The following is a 22,102-nucleotide window of genomic DNA, read 5'->3' on the forward strand; positions in this document are numbered from 1 at the left end:
ATAGCGTGAAACCTATACATTCTTATATTTTAAGAAAAACAAGAGAACAGCGGCTATATCCTGGATTGCATCTCAAAAAATCCGCAGAAAAAAGAGGGATATTGCTTATTACCCGTAAAACAGATTGTAGCATTTATTCCGCTCTATTAGTAGGGACTATTTACTCTTGTGCATCTGCGTCTTCTCCGGTGTCCCCAGCTTCAGAATGGAAGGGAACATAGGAATCAGCCTCCAGCATTTTGATCAGTCCCGGCTCCTCCGTCTGAATCACCTGATTCAAATAGCCTACTTTATCCTTCAGCAGTGAAATGGCCGTTATGACCTCAAAGCGTGAACGTGTGTAGAGCTTGATCCGGTCAGGAAAAGATAACGTCGGAGAAGGTACAATCTCCGATATATCACTGGTCAGCTCATTCGGAATGCCGGCCAGCGCCTGGCACAGCTTGGTCTTATAAGGATCGTCAGCCTTCCAGTTAGTCAATATCGGCTTCTCTACAGCAATTCCGGTATCCGTCACAGAGACGGCGGCTCCGCTTGACAGAATAGCCTCCAGCACGCCTGCCTGGTCCAGTTCATAAGCAACCGCCGGGTACTCCTTCACAGTGATCGTAACCACACCGGGGAACTTCTTGCTTACTTGCGCCTCCTGAACCGTATCCAGCCCTTCCAGCGCCTTCCCCACAGTATCTCCGGAGACTGCAAAGAACTGTCCACCGATCTTTAGGCCGCTTGCAGCCAGCAGCTTCTCGCGGGACGTATATTTATCCCCCTGCATTTCAATGGCTGTAATCTTGCTGATCGACGAACGGAAGAAGATTACAGCCAGCAGCGCAGTGAACAGCAGTGCCAGGATGATGATGATTTTACGGTTTTTTCTCTTGCTAGGCTTGTCCTCTTTCAAAAGAGGTATTCGCGTTTTTGGCATTCTCATATCTCCGTAATAAGGCCCTGTCTCCTTCCTCACGGCTACGCCGAAGGAGACAGGGAGCTTTAATTGGCCAAATCCAGCGGGTCAGGCACCGGCACCTTGCGGCTAATGCGCGCCCCCAGCTTTTGAAACAATAATTCGATGCCGTCATATCCCCGGTCAATATGATGCGCCTGCTCTACAATAGTCGTTCCCTGAGCAGCCAGCCCGGCGATTACAAGGGCTGCTCCTGCCCGCAGGTCAGTAGCCTCAACCGTTGCCCCATACAACCTCTTAACGCCGCGTATGAATGCCCTGTTCAGATCAATGGAGATATCGGCTCCCATCCGGGCCATCTCCTCCACATGCTTGAAGCGCCCTTCGAAGACCGTTTCCTTAATCACACTGAATCCTTCCGCCAGGGACAATAGAACCATAACCTGAGACTGCAGGTCCGTAGGAAAGGACGGATACGGAGAGGTAACAATTCGCTCAACCGCACGGGGACGTCCCATACAGCTGATATTAATTATATCATTGCACACTGTAATTTGAACACCGGCGCGCCTCAGGATGTGGATCAGGGAGGTCAAATGTCCTGCATTGGTGTGTGTCAGCGTCACATTGCCCCGCGTGGCGGCGGCGGCAATCATCACGGTTCCGGCAACAATCCGGTCGGGGATCACCTCATAGCTGCAGGCATGGAGCTTGCGGACACCCTGAATGGTGATCGTATCCGTCCCTGCGCCGATGATCTGTGCCCCCATCGCATTGAGGAAGTTCTGCAGGTCCTGGATTTCCGGCTCTCTCGCTGCCCCGGAGATGGTGGTCGTGCCCTCGGCCATGGCGGCGGCCATCATGATATTCTCCGTGGCGCCCACGCTGGGATAATCCAGATGGATATCACAGCCTCTCAAGCTAGCAGCCCGGCAGCAGATCCGGCCGCCCGTCTCCTCAATCTCTGCCCCGAGCAGCTTCAAGCCCTGCAGGTGGAGGTCGATCTTGCGCTCCCCGATGGCACAGCCCCCCGGCTGATAGATCGTCACTTCCCCGAACTTGGCCAAAAGCGGGCCCATCAGGAATATGGAGGATCTCATCTGCCGCATCAGGTCCTCCGGAACATGAGAGGTCAGGAGAAAGGACGTATCGACGGTGACCGTCTCCTCTTCATGTACTGTCCTGCAGCCCAGCCTCTGCAGAATATGCAGCATCGTTTCGATGTCCAGCAGCTTCGGCACATTATGCAGTGAGTGAACTCCTTCGGCCAGCAGGCTGGCTGCCAGAATCGGCAGTGCCGCATTTTTTGCTCCATGGATACGTATGGTGCCTGACAGGGGGGTACCGCCCTCAATCACCAATTTGTCCAATGTATCACCTCCGAGATTACCGCTCACCCACCGTAAGCACTTCCTGCACCACGGCCCTGCAGAATCGGCCGGAACGAACTCCGTTTCCGAATCTCAGACATCAAGAAGCGCTCTGGGTGATTGTCACGATTATAGGATCATCCTATGTTCGGAGCTCCGTGTGTGTGACAATGTCAGCCCGGATTCTAGCGTCCCCGTTCTGCAGCCAGCCTGCGGAGCTCGCTGACAACCAGGGAGGCGGAATCTCTTTTACCGAGGCGTCTAGAGGCCTCCGACATGCTGTGACGCAGCGTATCCGCTCCGATGATCTTCTGAACCGCTGTGAACAGGGCCTCGCCGCTTAAGTCCTTCTCCAGCAGTACCACTGCCGCACCTTCACCTTCCAGCGCTCTGGCGTTGGCTTCCTGATGGTTGTTCGTTACATTGGGAGACGGAATGAGGACAGAGGGTATGCCAAGCGCGGTAATCTCTGCGAGAAAAGAGGCGCCTGCCCGGTTCACGATCAGGGAAGTGCAGGCCAGCACCTCAGGCATATTGTGAATGTAAGGGAGGACATGCAGCCAGTTCGGAATACCGCCCAGCTGCTCGCGTACTGCTTTGCGGGTATCCTCGAAGTAAGACTCTCCGGTGACATACACATAGTGAACACCATTACCCTTACCCACAAAGGGTGCCATTTCAATCATGGCACGGTTAATCGCCTTGGCTCCTCCGCTTCCTCCGACAACCAGCACCACCGTGCTTCCTTCGGGGATACCGAGTGAAGCGAAGCCGCGCTGCGGATTAGCCGTCATGACCGTAGTAGCCCGGGGATTGCCCGTATAGATTACGTTCTTGGCCCCGGGAAAAGCCGGCTCTGTACCTTCAAAGCTCACCGCGACCGTGCTGGCATACCGGCTGAGAAAGCGGTTGGTCAGTCCCGGAATCGCATTCTGTTCATGGATCAGCGTCGGGATGCCGAGCCGGGAGGCTGCATACACCACAGGTCCGCAGACATACCCCCCGGTGCCGACAACTACATCAGGCTTGAACTCGCGCAGCATGGCTTTGGAGGCTTTGACCCCCTTCAGGAACCGCATGACCGTCTTCACATTATCCATCGACAGCTTGCGGCGGAAGCCTGTAATATCAATGGACTGGAAAGGCAGATTCTCCTGAGGAACCAGCTTGCTCTCCAGACCTCGCTTGCCTCCTATATACAGGAAGACAGAATCCGTATCTTCGGATTCCAGTTGTCTGGCTACGGCTACGGCAGGATAGATATGTCCTCCTGTGCCGCCGCCGCTAAGTACAATACGCATGTCTTTCACCTCGCATAACGGGATAAATTAAGCAGAATGCCAAGAGCTGTGAGCATCAGGGTGAGCGATGAGCCGCCATAGCTGATGAGCGGAAGCGTGATGCCGGTTACCGGAATCAGGCCGATTACCACACCGATGTTGATGACGACCTGAACCGCCACCATACAGACGATTCCTACGGCAAGATAGCTGCCGAAGCGGTCCGGCAGGCTCATGGCTACCTTCATTCCGCGCCAGATCAGCAGCAGGAACAGCAGCAGCACGGCCAGCCCTCCGATGAATCCCAGCTCCTCGGCCAATATGGAGAAAATAAAATCAGTCTGCGGCTCCGGGACATAGCTGTATTTTTGCCGGCTCATCCCGAAGCCCAGTCCGCCCAGCCCGCCGGGACCCACCGCGTAGAGCGACTGAATGATCTGATAACCCGCGCCCAGCGGATCGGACCACGGGTCCAGGAAGGCGGTGATCCGCTGCAGCCGGTAAGGCGCAGCGGCAATGAGTCCGGCGAACCCGGCCAGCCCCAGCGCACCGAGGGAGAGCAGATGCTTCATCCGCGCCCCCGCTGTGAAGACCATCATCATGGCCGCGCCGAACATGACAGTGCCTGTGCCGAGATCCGGCTGAAGCATAATCAGTGCGAACGCGGAGCCGATCAGCGCAAGCGGCGGAAGCAGCCCGCGCATGAAGCTGGAGATGTCATACTCCTCGGTTCCGAGCCACTTGGCCAGGAAGAGGATCATCCCCATCTTCATGAATTCCGAGGGCTGAATGCCGAAGGAGCTGATGCCCAGCCAGCTGCGCGCACCGCCGCGAACCACTCCGATGCCTGGAATCAGCACCAGCACCAGCAGGGCGAAGCACACGAGCAGGAGCGGCCGGGCGAATCTCTTCAGCACCAGGTAATCGGTGTTCGCCGTAATGAACATCGCGATGAGGCCCAGGCCTGCGAACAGCATCTGTCTTTTGACAAAATAAAACGAATCGCCATAATTGCGGAAGCCCAGAACGGACCCGGCACTGTATACCATTACCATACCGATAGCCAGTAAAGCCAGTATCGGAAGCAGCAGCCAGATATCGGGCGCATGACGGGATTTGTTCATCAGGAGCACACCTCTTGCATCCGTAGTAGGGGCTTATCCACCCCCCTACTTAAAGGTTATGCACCGCCTCTTTAAAAATACGCCCGCGCTCCTCATAGGAGGTAAACATATCCCAGCTGGCACAGGCAGGGGACAGGAGAACTACATCCCCCGCTTCCGCCAGGGCGGAAGCCTCCCGCACAGCCTGCTCCAGCACGGCAGCGGCACTCTCCCCATTATCGACGGAGATGACCGTCTTTACTCCTGCCAGCCGGGCTACAGCCGCCAGCTTGTCCCGGGTCTGCCCAAGCGCCACCAGGGCTTTGACATTCTCTCCGAGGACAGGCAGCAGCTCCATATAATCCGAGCCGCGGTCCAGGCCCCCGGCAATCAGAATGACCGGCTTCCGGAAGGAGGCCAGCGCCATGGAGGTAGCTTTGGAATTGGTAGCCTTGGAATTGTTATAATAGGCGGCCCCTGCCTTGTCTGTTACATACTCCAGCCTGTGCTCCACCCCGCGGAAGGAAGCCAGCACCGGACCCAGTACCGCCGGGTCCGCTCCTGCGGCAATGGCAATGCCGCAGGCAGCCAGCGCATTCCCTACATTGAAGCGGCCGGGAAGTCCGATAGAATCGACATCGGCTATTTCGGTCTCGCTCTCGGTGTAATCGCGGTAGATAATGACCCGCTTCAGTTCGTCTGCCGTATCCTCCACGTAGGACGGGCGGACGAAGATGCCCTGCACCAGCTCCTCGTTCATGGAGAAGGGCAGAATGCCCGCCTTCAGATAGGGTACCAGCTCGCGGCAGACCGGATCATCCCAGTTCAGCACAGCGGTGTCCTCCGGTCCCTGATTGGCGAACAGCTTGGATTTGGAGGCTACATAATCCTCCATGCCCCCATGGTAGTCCAGGTGGGTCTCAGCGACATTCAGCAAGGCAGCAATCTTGGGCCGGAACGCTTCCGTGCCCTTCAGCTGGAAGCTGCTTAGCTCGACCACCATCCAGTTGTCCGCGTCAGCCTCCTGTGCGGCCTGAGAGAGCGGCGTTCCTATGTTCCCGGCCACAATGGGGCGCATCCCTGCTGCCTCCAGCATATGGCCCACCCAGGTCGTTGTAGTGGTCTTGCCGTTGGAACCGGTGATGCCGATCATCGGGGCAGCGCAGAGTTGATAAGCTACCTCTACCTCGGTCACCACCTCAATCCCCAGCTCCAGCGCCTGCTGCACCGGAGCGACCGAATACGGAATCCCCGGATTCTTGACAACCAGCTGCACACCCTCGTGGATCAGGCTCTCCGGATGCCCGCCGCATAGAACAGAAATTCCCAAAGATTCCAGTTCGGAAGCTTCGGGACTCTGATCTCTTTCCTTTTTATCATTGACCGTCACCACAGCGCCGTGTTCATGCAGCACCTTGGCCACCTGGACGCCGCTTTTGGCGAGCCCCAGGACGACCACCTCTTGACCACGGTACAGATCCGGATGTTTCATTCGTTACAACCCCTTGATGAGATATAGTCCAGCTGCCGCCAGCACGAGGCCCACCGCCCAGAAGGAGACGACTACACGCCACTCCGACCAGCCGCCCAGCTCAAAGTGATGATGGATCGGGCTCATTCTGAATACCCGTTTGCCACGCGTCTTAAACGAGGCGACCTGAATAATTACGGACAGCATTTCAACCACGAAGACTCCGCCAATCACCACAAAGAGCAGCTCGGTCTTGGTGACAATAGCAATCGCGCCAATCGCCCCGCCGATTCCGAAGGAGCCGAAATCGCCCATGAACACCTTGGCAGGATGGGCATTGAATACGAGAAAGCCAAGCACTGCGCCAATCATCGCAGCGGCACAGACACCAGCGGCAATCGAGGTTGCCTGCATGGCTACCACCGCGAAGGCAGCGAGCGCAATTGCACTTACGCCTGATAGCAGACCATCCACACCGTCCGTGAAGTTAACGGCATTCGTGATTGCCATCATCATCAGCACAATGAACGGATAATAGAACCAGGGGCCCCAGTCGAAGCTGAAGGAGGTTCCCGGAACGCTGATATTCGTATGATGCCCGGCCGAGATCAGCAGGACGCTGAGCACGACGCCGACCAGCAGCTGGCCCAGCAGCTTCTGGCGCGCCGTAAGGCCGAGGGAGCGCTTGAACACAATTTTGATATAATCATCCAGGAATCCAATGAGTCCATAGCCCAGCGTAGCAGCCAGCAGTACATAGAAATCCGAATTAATGACCGAGAATTTCAGAAAAGACAGCGTGAACGCGACCATGATAATTACACCGCCCATGGTAGGGGTTCCCGCCTTTTTCAAATGGGTCTGGGGCCCGTCGTCACGAACCTGCTGTCCCAGCTTAAGCCGGCGCAGCAGCGGTATGATCAGCGGAGCGGCAATGACCGCAAGGATAAAGGATACAGCAATAGTCAGCAGAAGTAATTGATAATCCATGGGTACACCCCTCCTTTAGTTAGCATTCGCTTCAGAATGTTCTTTCAAGCGGTGGAGCACTTCTTCCAGCCGCATCCCTCTGGATGCTTTGAACAACACAACATCATCATTGCCGCACATCGCAGTCAAGGCATTGATCAAGGCTTCTTTATCTGTAAAAGCAAAGATATGCCCGGCCTCGAACCGCTCCGAGGCCGCCGCCGCAAGCTGCGCCGACAGCGGGCCGAAGGTGAATACGTCATCCGTCAGCTCCGGGTCGAGATAGCTGCCGATCTGCCGGTGGAACTGAAGCTCCTCCGGCCCGAGTTCCAGCATGTCCCCCAGCACCGCGATTCTGCGGCCGCTGCATTTCATGGACTGCAGCACATCAATCGCCGCTCTCATGGACGTAGGGCTGGCATTATAGGCATCATTCAAGAGCACCAGCCCGCTTGCCGCCTGAATAACCTCAATCCGCATACCGGTCAGCTTGAGGCCGCTTAGTCCTTCTGCCATATTCTCATCGGTCACCTTATAATGACGCGCCACTGCAAGCGCAGCGAGCGCATTAATTACATTATGCTGCCCCGGCAGCGGAAGGGTGAAGGCCCGCTCCCCATGCTGCAGCGAGGTGAAGGTCATTCCCCCGCTGTGGGTCATCAGGCCGGTCGGATAATCATCATTGTCATCCGACTGCCCGAAGCGGAAGGTTAGCAGCCCTTCAGGCGTGCGGAAGCCTGGCTCTGCCAGAACCTCGGCAAGCAGCGGCTCATCCCCGTTATAGATCAGCAGCCCGCCCGGCTGAAGTCCGTCCACAATCTCCAGCTTAGCTCTGGCAATCTCCTTGCGGGAGCCAAGCTGAAGCAGATGGGATTCGCCGACATTGGTAATTACCGCTACGTCAGGAGAAGCGAGCAGAGACAGCAGGGCGATCTCTCCCCGTGAGCTCATGCCCATCTCCAGCACAGCGATCTCAACATCGCTGTCCATGGAGAGAATCGTAAGCGGCAGGCCGATGTGATTGTTGAAGTTCCCTTGGGTCTTGTGTACCTTGTACTGCACTTCCAGCAATGCCGTAATCATATCCTTGGTCGTCGTCTTGCCGTTGCTTCCCGTTACGGCAACCACCTGGGGGGCCACCTCGGCCAAATAGGCGGAGGACAGCTTCTGCAGTGCCGCTAAAGTGTCCTCTACCAGAATAACCCCGCCGCCTGCGGGTGCAGGCCCCTTATCCCTCTGCCAGAGGGTAGCGGCAGCTCCTGCCGCCAGCGAAGCGACCGCATAGTGATGGCCGTCGAAGTTCTCTCCAACGAGCGGGACGAACAGGCAGTCCTGCGATATTTTGCGCGAGTCGGTTACGACTCCCTTAATCTCTATATCCTTAGCTTCGGACGAGGACAGCTCTCCTCCGCACATTTCCGCGACGTTATGCAATGTTCTAATAATCAATAGCTTCGGCCCCTTATCACTTCTTTGGCAACGATGCGGTCATCGAAGTCATGAACGACTCCCTTGATCAGCTGATAGGTCTCATGACCTTTCCCCGCAATCAATACTACATCGCCGGGGCTTGCCATTTCAATAGCTTTTGTGATGGCTTCCCTCCGGTCCGGAATCATCTCATATCGCTCACGCGCCACGCCATCCTCACGCAGGCCCGCCTCAATATCAGCCAGAATCTGCAGCGGGTCCTCCGTCCGCGGGTTGTCGGAGGTGACCAGCACATGGTCGCTGTATTTCGCAGCTATTTTGCCCATGAGCGGCCGTTTGGTCGTATCACGGTCCCCGCCGCAGCCGAAGACAGTAAGCACCTTGCCCGCAGCGAATTCACATACCGCCTTTAGCACATTCTCCAGACCGTCCGGCGTATGCGCATAATCAACGATCACCGCGAAATCCTGCCCGGCATCCACCGATTCGACACGGCCGTCCACCCCGGCAACCGACTCCAGACTGGCCTTGATGTCCGCAAGCGGCACATCCTCCAGCAGCGCAGCCGTAATAGCCGCAAGCGCATTATAGACGTTGAACTTGCCGACCATGCGAAGCGAAATATCCGTCTCACCCTTAAACGTCTCCACGTGGAAAAAAGTTCCTTTGGAGGTGATCGATATTTGCGAGGCCCGGACATTGGCAGCCTTGTCGATACCATATGTAATGACCTCCGCTGCGGTCTGGGCGGCAAAATAGGCGCTGGCTTCATCGTCAGCATTCAGCACGGCATACTTGCGTTCTTCCTTCCACGGGGAGATCACGTTGCCGAGCCGCGAGAAGAACAAGCCCTTCACTGCGCGGTACTCCTCCATCGTATGGTGGTAATCCAGGTGATCCTGGGTCAGATTCGTAAAGATTGCGGTGCGGTAGTCGGTCCCCTTTACCCGGCCCTGCTGGAGCGCATGGGAGGATACTTCCATTACACAGCACTGCACGCCCTTAAGCGCCATATGATTCAGGCTGCGCTGAAGCTCCAGCGATTCCTGTGTCGTACCGGACACCCCATAGCTCTGACCGTCATACCGCATCTGGATGGTACCGATCAGGCCGGTCTTCACCCCATGATCCTGCATGATCCGTTCAATCAGATACGTAGTCGTGGTCTTGCCGTTGGTACCGGTGATGCCGATCAGCTTCATCCGGCTGCTCGGTGAACCGAAGAAGGCATTGGACAGCACAGACATGGCATACCGGCAGTCATCCACCACGATCTGCGGCAGGTCAATGTCCAGCTTCCTTTCGCAGACCAGGGCAGCCGCGCCCTTGGCAGCAGCCTGAGGTGCGTAATCATGTCCGTCCACTGTATGTCCGGGCAGACAGATGAACAGATCGCCCGGACCCACCTTGCGTGAATCGGCCTGCAAATCTGATATTTCTATGTCTCCGTCCCCGTATAGACGGGCAGCGGCCAGACAAGAAGAGAGCTCTTTAATTAACATACCTATCCCTCACTCTGCATTTGTACTTGTAAGTTTTTCAGTATGGGATTACCGTGACTCCAGAGAAGTTTTGGGCTTCCAGCCGCTGCCCATCCCCAAATTTCTTTTAATCAAACCGCTGTTAGCGGTAGAAATCCGGTGACAGCTAATGCTTCCGATGCGAGCTTTCCTGCGGAAAGCTTTCAGGCGGACGCTACCGCTCCTACAGCTCCAAAATTCCCTTCCGTCACTTTTCCCTGTCTGTATATTTTCAAGTTCAATTTATATAAATCTTTAAATGATACGACTTATTGTTCACTCGGCGTTCCCATGTAAATCCGGATCGTAGAGCCCTGCTGCACTCTTGCCCCGGGCTTCGGAGCCTGATTGATCACGGTGTTGCCGGTGCCGGAACGGACCAGCATGAAATTCATATTCAGATCCTCATAGATATCCTGAACAGTGGCTCCCGTAAGATCAGGGACCGTCACAATCGGAGTCTCGCCGTATTTATAGGTTCTTGGCAGCTGATCCTTACGCTCTGGAACCTTCAGATACAGAAGAGAATCCTCAAGAATATTCTGGACAATCGGAGCGGCTACTACACCCCCGAACTGAATTCCCTTCGGGTTATCGACTGCCGTATAGACCACGATCTGCGGATCATCCGCCGGGGCGAAGCCGATAAAGGAAACGATATGCTCCGTAGGAGAATACCGGCCGTTGATTACTTTCTGTGCTGTCCCTGTTTTGCCGCCCACACGGTAGCCGTCAATAAATGCCGGTCGGCCTGTGCCTTTGGCAACCACGCTCTCAAGGGCAGCCCGCACTTTCTTCGAGGTCTCCTCCGAGATCACCTGCCGCACTTCCTCCGGCTCAGTCTCGGAGACAACGTTCCCTGTATCCGGGTTAATCCAGGCCTTGGCCACATGCGGAGTATACAGCTTGCCGCCGTTGATGGCTGCCGATACCGCAGCAATCTGCTGGATTGGCGTGACGGATACCCCCTGGCCGAATGCAGTAGTCGCCAGCTCCACCGGGCCCACCTGAGCCGGCTTGAACAGAATTCCGTTCGCTTCACCGTTCAGATCGATGCCCGTCTTACTCCCGAAGCCGAAATCCCGGATGTACTTGAACAGCGTATCCTTACCCAAACGCTGTCCCAAGGCTACAAATCCCGGGTTGCAGGAGTTCTCGACCACTTCAAGGAAGGTCTGGCTTCCGTGTCCGCCCTTCTTCCAGCAGCGCAGCTTAGCTCCGCCGACCTCAATGTAGCCCGGATCAAAAAAATGCTCATGCTGCAGATCCACCTTCCCCTCCTGCAAGGCCGCAGCCAGCGTGATGATCTTGAAGGTGGAACCCGGCTCATACGTCATCCAGATCGGAAGATTCCGGTTATATACTTCGGCATCGTATTCCTGGTAAGCCCCTGGCTCATACCCCGGCCGGCTGGCCATCGCCAGAATCTCGCCATTGCGGGGGTCCATGGCAATAGACCAGGCCCCCTGCGCCTGATATTTCACCATGGCCTGATCCAGCTCGCGTTCCATAATAGATTGAATCTGCTTGTCGATAGTGAGCTGCAGGCTAAGTCCATCCTGCGGCTCGGTGTACTTCTCGGAGGACCCGGGCATCAGCCGGCCTCCCGCATCGGAGAGATAGGAGATATTGCCTGCGCTCCCCTGAAGCAGCTTATCATAGATGCTCTCAATTCCGGTAATCCCCTGATTGTCAATTCCGGTGAAGCCCAGAATATGTGCGGCCAGATCCCCGAAGGGATAATACCGTTTGTTATCCTCAGCGACAACGATGCCCGGCAGCTGCAAATTACGGATGCTCGCGGCAAGCTCCATCGTAATTTTGCGGCCGCCGGGCTGCAGTTTCACTGAGGCTTTCTTTTGGGTCAGCAGCTGAACCAGCTTCTCCTCGGTCATGCCGAGCAGCGGAGCCAGTTGCTTCGCGGTCTGTTCCTTCTCCTTCACCTGTACAGGAATGGCATAAATCGTCGGTGAGCTGATGTTATAAGCCAGCGCCACACCCTCCCTGTCCAGAATCTCGCCGCGCTTGGCGGTGAAGGGGATATTCCGCCGCCATAAATCCTCGGCCCTCTCGCTCAGCTTCTCGCCTTGGGTTAACTGTACATAGGCAAGACGCACAGCCAGCGCGCCGAACAACACGGCCAGTCCCAGCAGCGTCCACAGCATTCTCCGCCGGCTAACGACTTTCGATACCTTCATTGTGTTCTCCCCGCTTTCGCTCATAGACATGATCTCTTACCTTCATGACTATTCGGGACATACAGGGGTTAGAACAAGCCTATATGGGTGTTACTCTGCAGCTTCTTCCTTATCGGCATCACCGGCTAAGGCAACAGGTATATTCTCGCCGTATTCATTGATAGGGCTAAGCGTAAGCGCTACCTGCGTTTTCCCTTTACTCTTGGCCTGGCTCTGCTCTGTGACATAACCTTCTCCCTCAATGGAGATCCCCACCTTCAGCAGGTTCAGAATCTCCAGCGCATCGCGCAGAGACTGCCCGCGCAGATCCGGAATCGTCATGTTCTCTCCCTGCTCGCTTAACAGATAGATGCGCTGCCCGGCGGTCAGGGCGGTGCCCTTCTCAGGGTACTGGCTGACTACATTTGCCCCTTGACCTACAGCTTCAAAATCAAAGCCCTGATTAATGAGCAGTTGTCTCGCTGCCTTCACCGTCTTGCCGGTCAGATCCGGCGCTTTGCGCTGGACAACAGCCTCGGCCTTCACCGTCTTCTTGTCGGCAGGACCTGTGACATCCCCCGCTTTGGACACGCCCATATAAGGAAGCGCCTGGGAGACGATCTCCTGGAATACGGGTGCGGCTACCGCACCTCCGCCATTACGGCCATCCTCACCCTTAGGCTCGTCAATAATGACAATGACCGCAATCTTGGGATCATTAACCGGTGCATAGCCGACAAAGGAGGAAAGCACCTTGTTCCGGTCGTAATCCGTACCGCTGACCTTGATAGCCGTGCCGGTCTTTCCCGCTACACGGTAGCCTTCAATATAGGCATGGCGTCCGGTTCCTATGACATGGTCCGCTACCACCTGTTCCAAATAACTGCCTGTTTCTCGTGCACTCCCCTCCGAAATGACCTGGCGCACCACTTCAGGCTGGGTGATAGTTTTCTTTCCGGTATTCGGGTCAGTCATTTCCTTAACTACGTGCGGAACCATCAGTTTGCCTCCATTGGCGATCGCTGCCACAGCCGCTAGCTGTTGAATAGGCGTAACTAGCACCTTGCCGTGGCCGTAGGCCAAGGTAGCATTTTCGACAGATTTATTCGGGTCAGGGTTAACGAGGCCAATCGTTTCTCCCGGCAGGTCAATTCCGGTTTTTTCATTGAAGCCGAAAGCATCGATATACCGCAACAGCCGTTCCGGACCCAGCATCTCAAATCCGAGCTTAACGAAGGCTACGTTACTGGAACGTTTTACCCCATCAAGGAAACTAATAGGCCCCCACCCTACTCTGTTAATATCATGTAGCGACTTTCCATAGCCTTTGATGCGGATTGAACCTGACTGGAACGAGGCATTGGGGTTGAACAGCTTCTCCTCCACCGCACCAGCCAAGGTAACAATTTTGAAGGTTGAACCCGGCTCATATCTGGATTTAATGGCATGGTTGTAGAAATCTTCCGCTTTCTGATTAGGATCCCAGAATTTATTCGGGTTAAACGTCGGCATATTCGCCAGACCCAGAATCTCCATCGTCTTCGGGTCGGCAGCAATAACACTGATCGACTTCGGCTTGTACTCCGCATACGCCTTTTTCATAGCCTCTTCAATATATAACTGAATCGTGCTGTCGATCGTCAGCTTGTAGTTGCTTCCATTTACCACAGGCTGGAACGTATCCTTGGAATCGGGCAGCTTGATGCCCTTGCCGTCACTCTGGTAATTCAGCTTGCCGTCCGTACCAGAGAGCTGTTTGTCCAGAAGCTTTTCCAGTCCGATGACCGCTTTGCCGTCCCTGTCGGTATAACCCAGAATATGTGCAGCCAGCGAATCCTTAGGATAATAGCGTTTCTGCTCCCTGACGAGCCCAACTCCGGTTTCCAGTGTATCATGCTCCTTCTTGAGCTTCTCAACGAAAGCCGTCACTTTATCTTTCATTTCCTCATCGATTTTCCAGCCCTCATTACGGATTTCCCGGTTCGTCAGATATTTCCCTTTTTCATTCTTGGCCTCCACCAGCTTCTTCAGCTCATCCACCGGCTTACCAAGCAGCTCATGCAAGCCCTGAATCACCTCTTCACCGATCTTTTTCTCGGCAATGACCTCAGGGTTAACCACCACCGTGTAGGCCGGCACATCGCTGGCCAGAACACTGCCGTTACGGTCTTCGATCACCCCGCGGACAGCCTTGATGGTTGAAGTGTGGGCCCACTGCTTAGCTGCGGTCTCCTGCCACTTTTCACCCTGCAGAACCTGAATCCAGAATACTCTGGCGACTAAAACAAGAAAAAAGAGGGTAATACACCCTCCTATAAACAGCGTGCGAAGTTTGATTCTCTTAACCATAAGGTACCTCACAACCTCTATTATTGCGATTGCCGTTCATCGCTGATTATTTACCGGCTTTGTCAGTAGCCTGGCTGCTAAGCGGAACATAGATAGTAGAGTCCACGGAAGGGACCACAAAGCCCATTTCCTTCGCCCGCGGGACAATCGTCTGCTCCAGCGTCTGCTTCTCCATCTGATACGTGGCAATTTGCTTTTTGTTCTTGGCGATTTCGCTGTCCAGCTTCTGGGCCTGCATATTCAAATCGTAAATATGGACGTAACGCCAGATCAGGGCGGCTGCTACCAGAATAAAGGCTCCCAGTGTCAGCAGGTACATAAGCTTCTCCTGCAGCGGAAGCACTCTCCGCGTGGTAACAACTTTCTTTTTCTCACGGTAGAGCGGGTTGGTCTCTTGTTTCCTCTTGGGTTGAACTGCTAAATTACCGCGGGTATAAGCCATCTCTGATTCTCCTTTATCGTCATCTACAATTTCTCTGCGATACGCAGCTTGGCTGAACGGGCACGTGAGTTAAGCTCCAGCTCTTCTTCTCCCGGCACAATCGGCTTACGGTTGATCAGCTTCAGGGTGCCTTCGGCACCGCATACGCAGTACGGCAGGTCAGGCGGACAAGTGCAACGGCTTAGATAGCTGCTGAAAATCTGCTTGCAGATCCGGTCCTCCAGCGAGTGAAAGGTAATAACGGATACCCTTCCCTCAGGCGCCAGACAGCGTACAGCAGCATGCAGCCCTTCCTCAAAAGCTCCCAGCTCATCATTGACGGCAATCCGCAGCCCCTGAAAGCTCCGCTTGGCCGGATGTCCTCCGGTCCTTCTTGCCGCCGCAGGAATGCCTTCCTTAATCAGCTCGGCCAGCTCTCCGGTGGTCTCCACCGGGCGTTCTTCCCTGCGCTCTACAATCTTCCGGGCAATCCGCCGTGAGAATTTCTCTTCTCCATACTGGAAAAGCACCCTGGCGATTTCCTGCTCACTCCAGGTGTTGACGATATCCGCCGCGCTCAGCTGCGCCGACTGGTCCATCCGCATATCCAGCGGGGCATCATGATTGTAGCTGAAGCCTCGTTCCCCTTCATCAAACTGCGGAGAGGATACCCCCAGATCAAAGAGAATCCCGTCTACCTGGGGAACTCCGTCCTTTTGCGGAACAAACGGCAGTCCCTTCAGCACCTGCTCCAGATCGCGGAAGTTGGTCTTGACGGTCACCACCTTGTCGCCGTATCCGGATAATTTCTCCTTCGCATTGTTCAGCGCCCATTCGTCCTGATCCAGACAGATCAGCCGTCCCCCGCCGCTAAGCTTGGATGCGATAAGGGCGCTGTGCCCGGCTCCCCCGAGCGTACAATCTACATATAGGCCATCCTTCTTGATGTGCAGCCCTTCTGTCGCTTCTTCTTTTAGTACCGTGATGTGGTGAAACAAGCTGCATCCCTCCAAGGCAGTAATTCGAAATGTTATGTTTTATAGATCAAAATTGAAATCCACCAATTTCTCGGCGATTTCGTTGAACGATTCCTCTGACTGTTCGAAGTACTGCTCCCATAGCTCCTTGTTCCAGATCTCCACCCGGTTCGAAACGCCCAGAATAACACAGTCCTTGTCCAGCTTCGCATATTGCCGCAAGTTTCCCGGCAGATTCACTCTGCCTTGCTTGTCCCATACACACTCAGTCGCTCCCGAGAAAAAAAAGCGGCTGAAGGCACGGGCATCCGATTTCATCAGTGAAAGGCTTTTAAGCTTTTGCTCCATGATTCCCCATTCTTCCATGGGATAAACAAACAGGCAGGAGTCCAGGCCGCGGGTCGCCACGAAGGAGGTTCCGAGCATGTCACGGAATTTGGCCGGGATAATGATCCGTCCTTTATCGTCAATGGTATGCTGGTATTCCCCCATAAACATGATCTATTCCCACCTCTACATCCCGATTCCCCACTTTGCCCCACTTTTCACCACCTAAGCATAATAGATTCGCCATTAAAAATCAAAAACCTTTTTCCGGAGCAAGGTAATTTTTTCTTATTTGTCAAGAGGCTATTCTTGCATCCCCTGCGGACACGTAAAAGCCCGGGCCAATGTGATTGGCTCCGGGCTCGTGCAGATCCATATCCTTAGTCGTTCAGATTCCAGCTGTCCAGATACTCGACTTGTGCCTGTGTCAGGCTGTCGATGGATATCCCCAGACTTTCCAGCTTGTAACGCGCTACCTGCTCATCCAGCTCATAGGGAACATTCTCCACTTTGACGCCAATGCTCTTATAATTGTCATTCACATATTTAAGGGACAATGCCTGGAGTGCGAAGGTGGTATCCATAATCTCTGCCGGATGACCATCGGCTGCGCCAAGGTTCACCAGACGTCCTTCGGCCAGAAGGTACAGCTTGCGTCCGTCCTTCAGCTGATACTCTTCGATATTCTTACGCACCGTCCGCTGTGACAGGGAGCGCTCGGCCAGCTCCGGCTTGTTGACTTCCACATCGAAATGTCCGGCATTGCAGAGAATCGCGCCATCCTTCATCACATCATAATGCTCACCACGGATCACATAACGGTTACCTGTGACTGTAACGAAGAAATCACCGTGCTTCGCAGCTTCGAGCATCGGCATGACATGGAATCCGTCCATATGCGCCTCTACCGCCTTAATCGCATCCACTTCCGTAACGATCACGTTCGCTCCCAGTCCCTTGGCCCGCATCGCTACCCCTTTGCCGCACCAGCCGTAGCCCACCACAACCACTGTCTTGCCGGCCACAATCAGGTTCGTAGTGCGAACGATGCCGTCCCATGCCGATTGTCCTGTACCATATCGGTTATCGAACAAATATTTACAATAGGCGTCATTTACAGCCACCATCGGGAACTTCAGCATTCCTTGCTTCTGCAGTGCCTTAAGGCGGATGATACCGGTGGTTGTCTCCTCAGCACCCCCGCGGATATTCTCCATCAGGTCGGGGCGTTCGGAATGCAGCAGGGTGGCGAAATCACCGCCGTCGTCGATAATCAGATCCGGCTTGCTCTCCAGCGCCCGGATGTTCAGTGCTTTGAACTCCTCCGGGGAAGGGTTGTACTTGGCGAACACCGTAATGCCGTCCTCAACAAGCGCAGCGCACACATCGTCCTGGGTAGATAACGGGTTGGAGCCTGTAATCGTTACCTCAGCGCCACCAGCCTGCACTACCTTGGCCAGATATGCGGTCTTGGCTTCCAGGTGAAGGGTGATCGATACCTTGAGCCCCTTGAACGGCTGCTCGGCTTCGAACTGCTCACGGATGCGGTTCAGTACCGGCATATGCTGGCGAACCCAGTCGATTTTGAGATGCCCCTCGGGTGCAAGCGACATATCGGCAACAATACTGTTTTGCTTGGATAATGAACTCATGGTAGGACCCCCTAGAATAATGTTCTTACATATAAATAATACGGTGTGTTCCGCTGTAGTCAGCAGGCACAGCCATCAATTCCTCCAGCCATTCCAGCCCATACCGGTTCAGATAATACATCATATTATAGACCCGCTCCTGAAGCTTGCCCAGCGGCATTAGCGACAGCTCGATCCGTTCCCACTGGCGAAGTGCAGCCTCATTCTGCTTCTCCATCGCATCCAGAGCTTTGCCCTGCAGGAAGGAGATCTGGTCAATAATCTTATCCTTGTTATTGCCGCCCAGCTTCAGCAGTCCTGCCTGAATGCCGCCAAGCTGTTCAATCAGCGGCTCATACATCCCTAAGAACGCTGTTTTGATCTCTTCGAACTTGTCTTCAAGCTTCAATTCGTCCTGAGCGCTCAGCCAAGCCTTGCGTTTATCATCCAGCCCCGTCTTCACATCCGTGAAGGACAAGCCGTATTTATCCATATGCTTGCGAAGCGTCCCCTCAATCACTGTAAAAGACATGCGGGGAATAATCAGCGGCATCTGTCCGTCCAGCACCCTGAAGGCTTGATGCGGAATCGCCCAGTAAGCCATTTCCCCTTGTCCGAGCACCGTAGCGAGCACAGGAAGTACATAGTCCTGCATCAGCGGACGGGTTAGCACATTGTTGCTGAACCGTTCGGGATGGCTCTCCAGCAGCTCCAGCAGCTCAGAACGGGAGAACGAGACAGTAGCCTTCCGGTCTGCGAACCGTCCCTCCACCTTATGGAGCAGAAGCCGTGCACCTTCATGGATATAGAAAAGATTCGCATTGCCAGGCGTCACATCAGCCTGCAGCTCATATCCGCTGGCCGTAATCCGTTCAGCTGCGGCAAGATAAGCTGCCTCCAGCTCGTCATTCCGCTCAATCATGGAAGCGAACATGGGCTCTTCCAGCCTGCGCAGGGCAGGATCAGCAGAATCCAGCAGAATCAGTCCGAATTTGCCGAACAAAGATCCCATCAGCTTGGCAAATGCCTCGGTCATATTCCCGGCGCCCGTAGATGCAGCCGTAACCAGCTCCATCAGCTGCGGTTTGAATTCACTGTCCTGCAATAAGCCGTCCAGCTGCGTAACCGCCTGAAGCCAGCTCTCGGCATCTATCTGGATGTCGCTGACCGAGGACCGGGGTCCTTCGCCTTTATCCAGCTTAATGCGGGTAATTTCGCCTGTGCGGTTCAGCACATAGGTATGATTGACCTCATCCCAGTCATGATCCTCACCCGCAATCCAGAACAGCGGAACGACCGGCCGGCCAAGCTGAGCCGCTGCCTCCCGGGCTGCCTGAATGGTCGTAATGGCCTTATAGACCACGAATAGAGGACCTGTGAACAAGCCGCTCTGCTGACCGCCGGTCACTACCAGGGTCTCTGGCTGTTCCAGCAATTCTATCGAGCGGAGAACGGCTTCATGGGTATTGTGTTTCCCGTTGTAGCTGCGCAGGTATGAGACAACCGCTGCGCGGTCTGCCCGCAGGCTTCCTGTACGATCAAGCCACGCTGCGCGTTCAGCCCGGCTCTCCTGGCTGCGGAAGTCCCCGCCATACAAATGTCCTACTGTTTCATATTGATGTATATAGTCACTGGCGAGCGCAGATCCGCCCGGCAGTGGTTCCGGTACAACATTCATATGCAATTGCCTCCTGTTCTAAACCTGCTATATGTAATTCATAAACCGGTAAACCCTTTATGATTGTATCCAAAGTTGGGTGCGGCGTCAAAGTAATATACGCCATCCTTTTGAAGGATATCCGTAAATTGAAAGAATAGGCGAGAGCTGAATGCTCCCGCCTACGTTCCGCCTGCCATTTTAAGTTTAGGCAAATTGCTTGGCTACGAAATGTCCCTTGGACACCTCAACCAGCTCATAATCGCTGTCATTTGTTTTCTCGCCGGCCGCATAAATCGGGCTACCCAGCTCATCATGCAGATGAATGCGTTTTTTGTTGGCTTCAACCTCTGGGTCCGGAACCGGAATCGCAGAGAGCAGGGATTTGGTATACGGATGGATCGGATTAGCGTACAACTCTTCGCTTTCCGCCAGCTCTACCATTTTGCCCAGGTACATAACGGCCACACGGTCACTGATATGCTTAACCATGGACAAGTCATGCGCGATGAAGAGATAAGTCAGTCCAAGACGATCCTGCAGCTCCTTCAGCAGGTTAACGACCTGCGCCTGGATGGATACGTCGAGTGCCGAGATCGGCTCGTCACAGACGATGAACTTAGGGTTCACGGCGAGCGAACGGGCAATCCCGATACGTTGGCGTTGTCCGCCGGAGAATTCATGCGGATAACGGGTGGCATGGTCATGGTTAAGTCCAACCATATCGAGCAGCTCTTCAATCCGCTTCTTGCGTTCCTGCCGGCTTCCGGCCAGATTGTGAATATCCAGTGCTTCACCGATGATATCAGACACCGTGAACCGCGGGTTAAGCGAGGCATACGGGTCCTGGAAAATCATTTGCATATCACGGCGCATCGCCTTCATCTTGCCGCCGGACAACTTGTAGATATCTGTACCATTGTATTTCACGCTTCCCGCAGTCGGTTCATACAAGCGGAGAACTGTGCGGCCGGCAGTAGTCTTGCCGCAGCCGGACTCCCCTACCATCCCCAGGGTTTCGCCTTCACGGATCGAGAAGCTAATATTATCAACTGCCTTAAGAACTCTTCCTTTGCCCACATTGAAATATTTCTTAAGACCTTCTACTTCAATCAGATTCTTGCTCAGATTCTTACTCAAACGAACTGCACCTCCTTGGCCATCGAATGCAGATTCCAGCAGTGCGCTATAAGCGTATCACTGAACTCTGTGAGGTCTTATGCTGCAGTGCCGCACAAGACCATTGGTGTATTAAGATAACCCTCTCATCTGTCCCGGCAACTACGCCGGGGTTCAGTGTATTCAGGATGATGGAGATCCCAAGCGAATTGCTGCACTTCGCCGGAGAATTCGATATTGGTTAAAGCGAGCCTCCGCTTTCATAATGCCTACTAGCTTCAGCATTTCAACAGCTTAATGATTCGCTTCGGCCGCTAGCATATTCTGATGTTAATCAAAACTTCGGTTATCTGATTGCCCACTTGGATCATTGGGTTCAAAGAAGTCATCGGGTCTTGAAATATCATGCCAATATCTTTGCCGCATGGGTTCCACCATAGTGTATTTCTATTTCTTCAGCTTAGGGTCAAGCGCATCACGCAGACCATCACCAAAAATATTAAAGGAAAGCATCGTTAAACTGATAAGAATCGCCGGGAACAGGAACCGCCAAGGATAATACATCCAACCGGTCAATGAGTCATTGATCATCGATCCGAGTGAAGCTACCGGAGCCTGTACACCAAGACCGAGGAAGCTCAGGAACGCTTCGGCAAAGATGGCATTCGGTACGGACAGCGTAATCGTTACAATAATCGGTCCTACAGCATTCGGCAAAAGATGCTTGAACAACAGCCGCTTGGACCCTGCACCCATCGAACGTGAAGCCAATACGAATTCACGGTTCTTAAGCTGCATAATCTCGCCGCGCACAATCCAGGACATCGTAATCCAGCCCGTTATCGTTAGCGCCAGGATAATGGTACCCAGACTTGGTTCAAGTACAACCAGCAACAGGATAACTACCAGCAGGTATGGAATGGAGTACAGAATTTCAGAGATTTTATTCATAATATTGTCTACACGGCCACCGAAGTAACCCATGATTCCGCCGTAGATAACCCCGATGAAAAGGTCAATGGCAGCAGCGGCAAGGCCGACAATCAGCGAGATACGTGCACCGTACCAGGTACGGACAAAGATATCGCGTCCCAGATCATCTGTACCAAACCAGTGAGCGGATGATGGGGGCTTATTCGTGTTGAGCAAATCGTTAGAGTAGTAATTGAACTTTGAGAAGAACGGCGCAAAAATTGCAGCCAGTACGATCAGTCCAAGAACCCCCAGCGCGGTCATTGCCATTTTATTCTGGCGCAGACGCTCCCAGGAATCCCGCCAGGCGGACAGACTTTCACGCTGAATGACTTCAGCCTGCCGTTCATCAACTCCGACCTTACGGAAATCTTCCGGTTTCAGGTTCGCATCCTGCGATACCAAGTTTTTGTCAAAAGCCACT

At 54.2% G+C, this 22,102-nt stretch carries 17 protein-coding genes and 1 pseudogene; all 18 read right to left on the reverse strand.

The window, feature by feature from the left end; translation table 11 throughout:
* Positions 1-160 precede the first annotated feature (160 nt).
* The 18 genes and pseudogenes from MKY86_RS22545 to MKY86_RS22630 all read right to left on the reverse strand — a co-directional run bounded on the left by MKY86_RS22545 (position 161) and on the right by MKY86_RS22630 (position 22,101).
* On the reverse strand, positions 161-925 hold the full coding sequence (locus MKY86_RS22545; RefSeq protein WP_076075925.1) for a cell division protein FtsQ/DivIB: 765 nt from the start codon (positions 923-925) through the stop codon (positions 161-163).
* Between the two features lie 65 nt (positions 926-990).
* On the reverse strand, positions 991-2,274 hold the full coding sequence (murA, locus tag MKY86_RS22550; RefSeq protein ID WP_076075922.1) for a UDP-N-acetylglucosamine 1-carboxyvinyltransferase: 1,284 nt from the start codon (positions 2,272-2,274) through the stop codon (positions 991-993).
* 185 nt (positions 2,275-2,459) lie between these two features.
* Positions 2,460-3,575 (reverse strand): undecaprenyldiphospho-muramoylpentapeptide beta-N-acetylglucosaminyltransferase, encoded by a 1,116-nt coding sequence (murG, locus tag MKY86_RS22555; protein ID WP_076075919.1) that lies wholly within the window; start codon positions 3,573-3,575, stop codon positions 2,460-2,462.
* 5 nt (positions 3,576-3,580) lie between these two features.
* Positions 3,581-4,678 (reverse strand): stage V sporulation protein E, encoded by a 1,098-nt coding sequence (gene spoVE, locus MKY86_RS22560; RefSeq protein WP_036724276.1) that lies wholly within the window; start codon positions 4,676-4,678, stop codon positions 3,581-3,583.
* A gap of 49 nt (positions 4,679-4,727) precedes the next feature.
* Entirely contained in the window at positions 4,728-6,149 is a 1,422-nt protein-coding gene (murD, locus tag MKY86_RS22565) for a UDP-N-acetylmuramoyl-L-alanine--D-glutamate ligase (protein WP_076075917.1), read from the reverse strand.
* Between the two features lie 3 nt (positions 6,150-6,152).
* On the reverse strand, positions 6,153-7,118 hold the full coding sequence (gene mraY / locus MKY86_RS22570; RefSeq protein ID WP_076075914.1) for a phospho-N-acetylmuramoyl-pentapeptide-transferase: 966 nt from the start codon (positions 7,116-7,118) through the stop codon (positions 6,153-6,155).
* A gap of 15 nt (positions 7,119-7,133) precedes the next feature.
* Positions 7,134-8,543, reverse strand: a complete 1,410-nt coding sequence (locus MKY86_RS22575; protein ID WP_340827863.1) for a UDP-N-acetylmuramoyl-tripeptide--D-alanyl-D-alanine ligase — start codon at positions 8,541-8,543, stop codon at positions 7,134-7,136.
* Entirely contained in the window at positions 8,543-10,030 is a 1,488-nt protein-coding gene (locus MKY86_RS22580; RefSeq protein ID WP_076075908.1) for a UDP-N-acetylmuramoyl-L-alanyl-D-glutamate--2,6-diaminopimelate ligase, read from the reverse strand. The genes MKY86_RS22575 and MKY86_RS22580 overlap by 1 nt, the downstream gene beginning before the upstream one ends.
* A gap of 287 nt (positions 10,031-10,317) precedes the next feature.
* Positions 10,318-12,246, reverse strand: coding sequence for a stage V sporulation protein D (locus tag MKY86_RS22585; RefSeq protein ID WP_076076348.1), 1,929 nt, complete (start codon positions 12,244-12,246; stop codon positions 10,318-10,320).
* A gap of 90 nt (positions 12,247-12,336) precedes the next feature.
* Positions 12,337-14,574, reverse strand: a complete 2,238-nt coding sequence (locus tag MKY86_RS22590; RefSeq protein WP_076075906.1) for a penicillin-binding transpeptidase domain-containing protein — start codon at positions 14,572-14,574, stop codon at positions 12,337-12,339.
* Positions 14,575-14,620: 46 nt separating this feature from the next.
* Complete coding sequence (locus MKY86_RS22595; RefSeq protein WP_076075903.1) at positions 14,621-15,016, reverse strand: hypothetical protein; 396 nt, start codon at positions 15,014-15,016, stop codon at positions 14,621-14,623.
* A 23-nt stretch (positions 15,017-15,039) separates the two neighbouring features.
* Complete coding sequence (gene rsmH, locus MKY86_RS22600) at positions 15,040-15,993, reverse strand: 16S rRNA (cytosine(1402)-N(4))-methyltransferase RsmH (RefSeq protein WP_076075900.1); 954 nt, start codon at positions 15,991-15,993, stop codon at positions 15,040-15,042.
* A gap of 39 nt (positions 15,994-16,032) precedes the next feature.
* Positions 16,033-16,470 carry a division/cell wall cluster transcriptional repressor MraZ gene (gene mraZ / locus MKY86_RS22605; protein ID WP_036724286.1) on the reverse strand — a complete coding sequence of 146 codons (438 nt, stop codon included), beginning with the start codon at positions 16,468-16,470 and terminating at the stop codon, positions 16,033-16,035.
* 209 nt (positions 16,471-16,679) lie between these two features.
* Positions 16,680-17,951: an adenosylhomocysteinase gene (locus MKY86_RS22610; protein WP_076075897.1), complete on the reverse strand. Its 1,272-nt coding sequence runs from the start codon at positions 17,949-17,951 to the stop codon at positions 16,680-16,682.
* 25 nt (positions 17,952-17,976) lie between these two features.
* Positions 17,977-19,608: a bacillithiol biosynthesis cysteine-adding enzyme BshC gene (gene bshC / locus MKY86_RS22615; protein ID WP_076075894.1), complete on the reverse strand. Its 1,632-nt coding sequence runs from the start codon at positions 19,606-19,608 to the stop codon at positions 17,977-17,979.
* Between the two features lie 186 nt (positions 19,609-19,794).
* Positions 19,795-20,715 carry an ABC transporter ATP-binding protein gene (locus MKY86_RS22620; RefSeq protein ID WP_036724386.1) on the reverse strand — a complete coding sequence of 307 codons (921 nt, stop codon included), beginning with the start codon at positions 20,713-20,715 and terminating at the stop codon, positions 19,795-19,797.
* Between the two features lie 225 nt (positions 20,716-20,940).
* Positions 20,941-21,128: pseudogene (locus tag MKY86_RS22625) on the reverse strand (peptide ABC transporter ATP-binding protein); the annotation flags it as partial.
* 25 nt (positions 21,129-21,153) lie between these two features.
* Positions 21,154-22,101 (reverse strand): ABC transporter permease, encoded by a 948-nt coding sequence (locus MKY86_RS22630; protein ID WP_076075891.1) that lies wholly within the window; start codon positions 22,099-22,101, stop codon positions 21,154-21,156.
* Between the last annotated feature and the right edge of the window lies 1 nt (position 22,102).

Origin of the sequence: Paenibacillus sp. FSL R7-0333, assembly GCF_038000365.1 — a bacterium.
Classification (GTDB): Bacteria; Bacillota; Bacilli; order Paenibacillales; family Paenibacillaceae; genus Paenibacillus_AQ; species Paenibacillus_AQ silagei.

Bases quoted from the DNA above. Each gene is read 5' to 3' on its own strand.
- MKY86_RS22545 (WP_076075925.1), bottom strand. From the start codon at position 925: ATGCCAAAAACGCGAATACCTCTTTTGAAAGAGGACAAGCCTAGCAAG.
- murG (WP_076075919.1), bottom strand. From the start codon at position 3,575: ATGCGTATTGTACTTAGCGGCGGCGGCACAGGAGGACATATCTATCCT.
- spoVE (WP_036724276.1), bottom strand. From the start codon at position 4,678: ATGAACAAATCCCGTCATGCGCCCGATATCTGGCTGCTGCTTCCGATA.
- murD (WP_076075917.1), bottom strand. From the start codon at position 6,149: ATGAAACATCCGGATCTGTACCGTGGTCAAGAGGTGGTCGTCCTGGGG.
- mraY (WP_076075914.1), bottom strand. From the start codon at position 7,118: ATGGATTATCAATTACTTCTGCTGACTATTGCTGTATCCTTTATCCTT.
- MKY86_RS22580 (WP_076075908.1), bottom strand. From the start codon at position 10,030: ATGTTAATTAAAGAGCTCTCTTCTTGTCTGGCCGCTGCCCGTCTATAC.
- MKY86_RS22585 (WP_076076348.1), bottom strand. From the start codon at position 12,246: ATGAAGGTATCGAAAGTCGTTAGCCGGCGGAGAATGCTGTGGACGCTG.
- MKY86_RS22590 (WP_076075906.1), bottom strand. From the start codon at position 14,574: ATGGTTAAGAGAATCAAACTTCGCACGCTGTTTATAGGAGGGTGTATT.
- MKY86_RS22595 (WP_076075903.1), bottom strand. From the start codon at position 15,016: ATGGCTTATACCCGCGGTAATTTAGCAGTTCAACCCAAGAGGAAACAA.
- mraZ (WP_036724286.1), bottom strand. From the start codon at position 16,470: ATGTTTATGGGGGAATACCAGCATACCATTGACGATAAAGGACGGATC.
- MKY86_RS22610 (WP_076075897.1), bottom strand. From the start codon at position 17,951: ATGAGTTCATTATCCAAGCAAAACAGTATTGTTGCCGATATGTCGCTT.
- bshC (WP_076075894.1), bottom strand. From the start codon at position 19,608: ATGAATGTTGTACCGGAACCACTGCCGGGCGGATCTGCGCTCGCCAGT.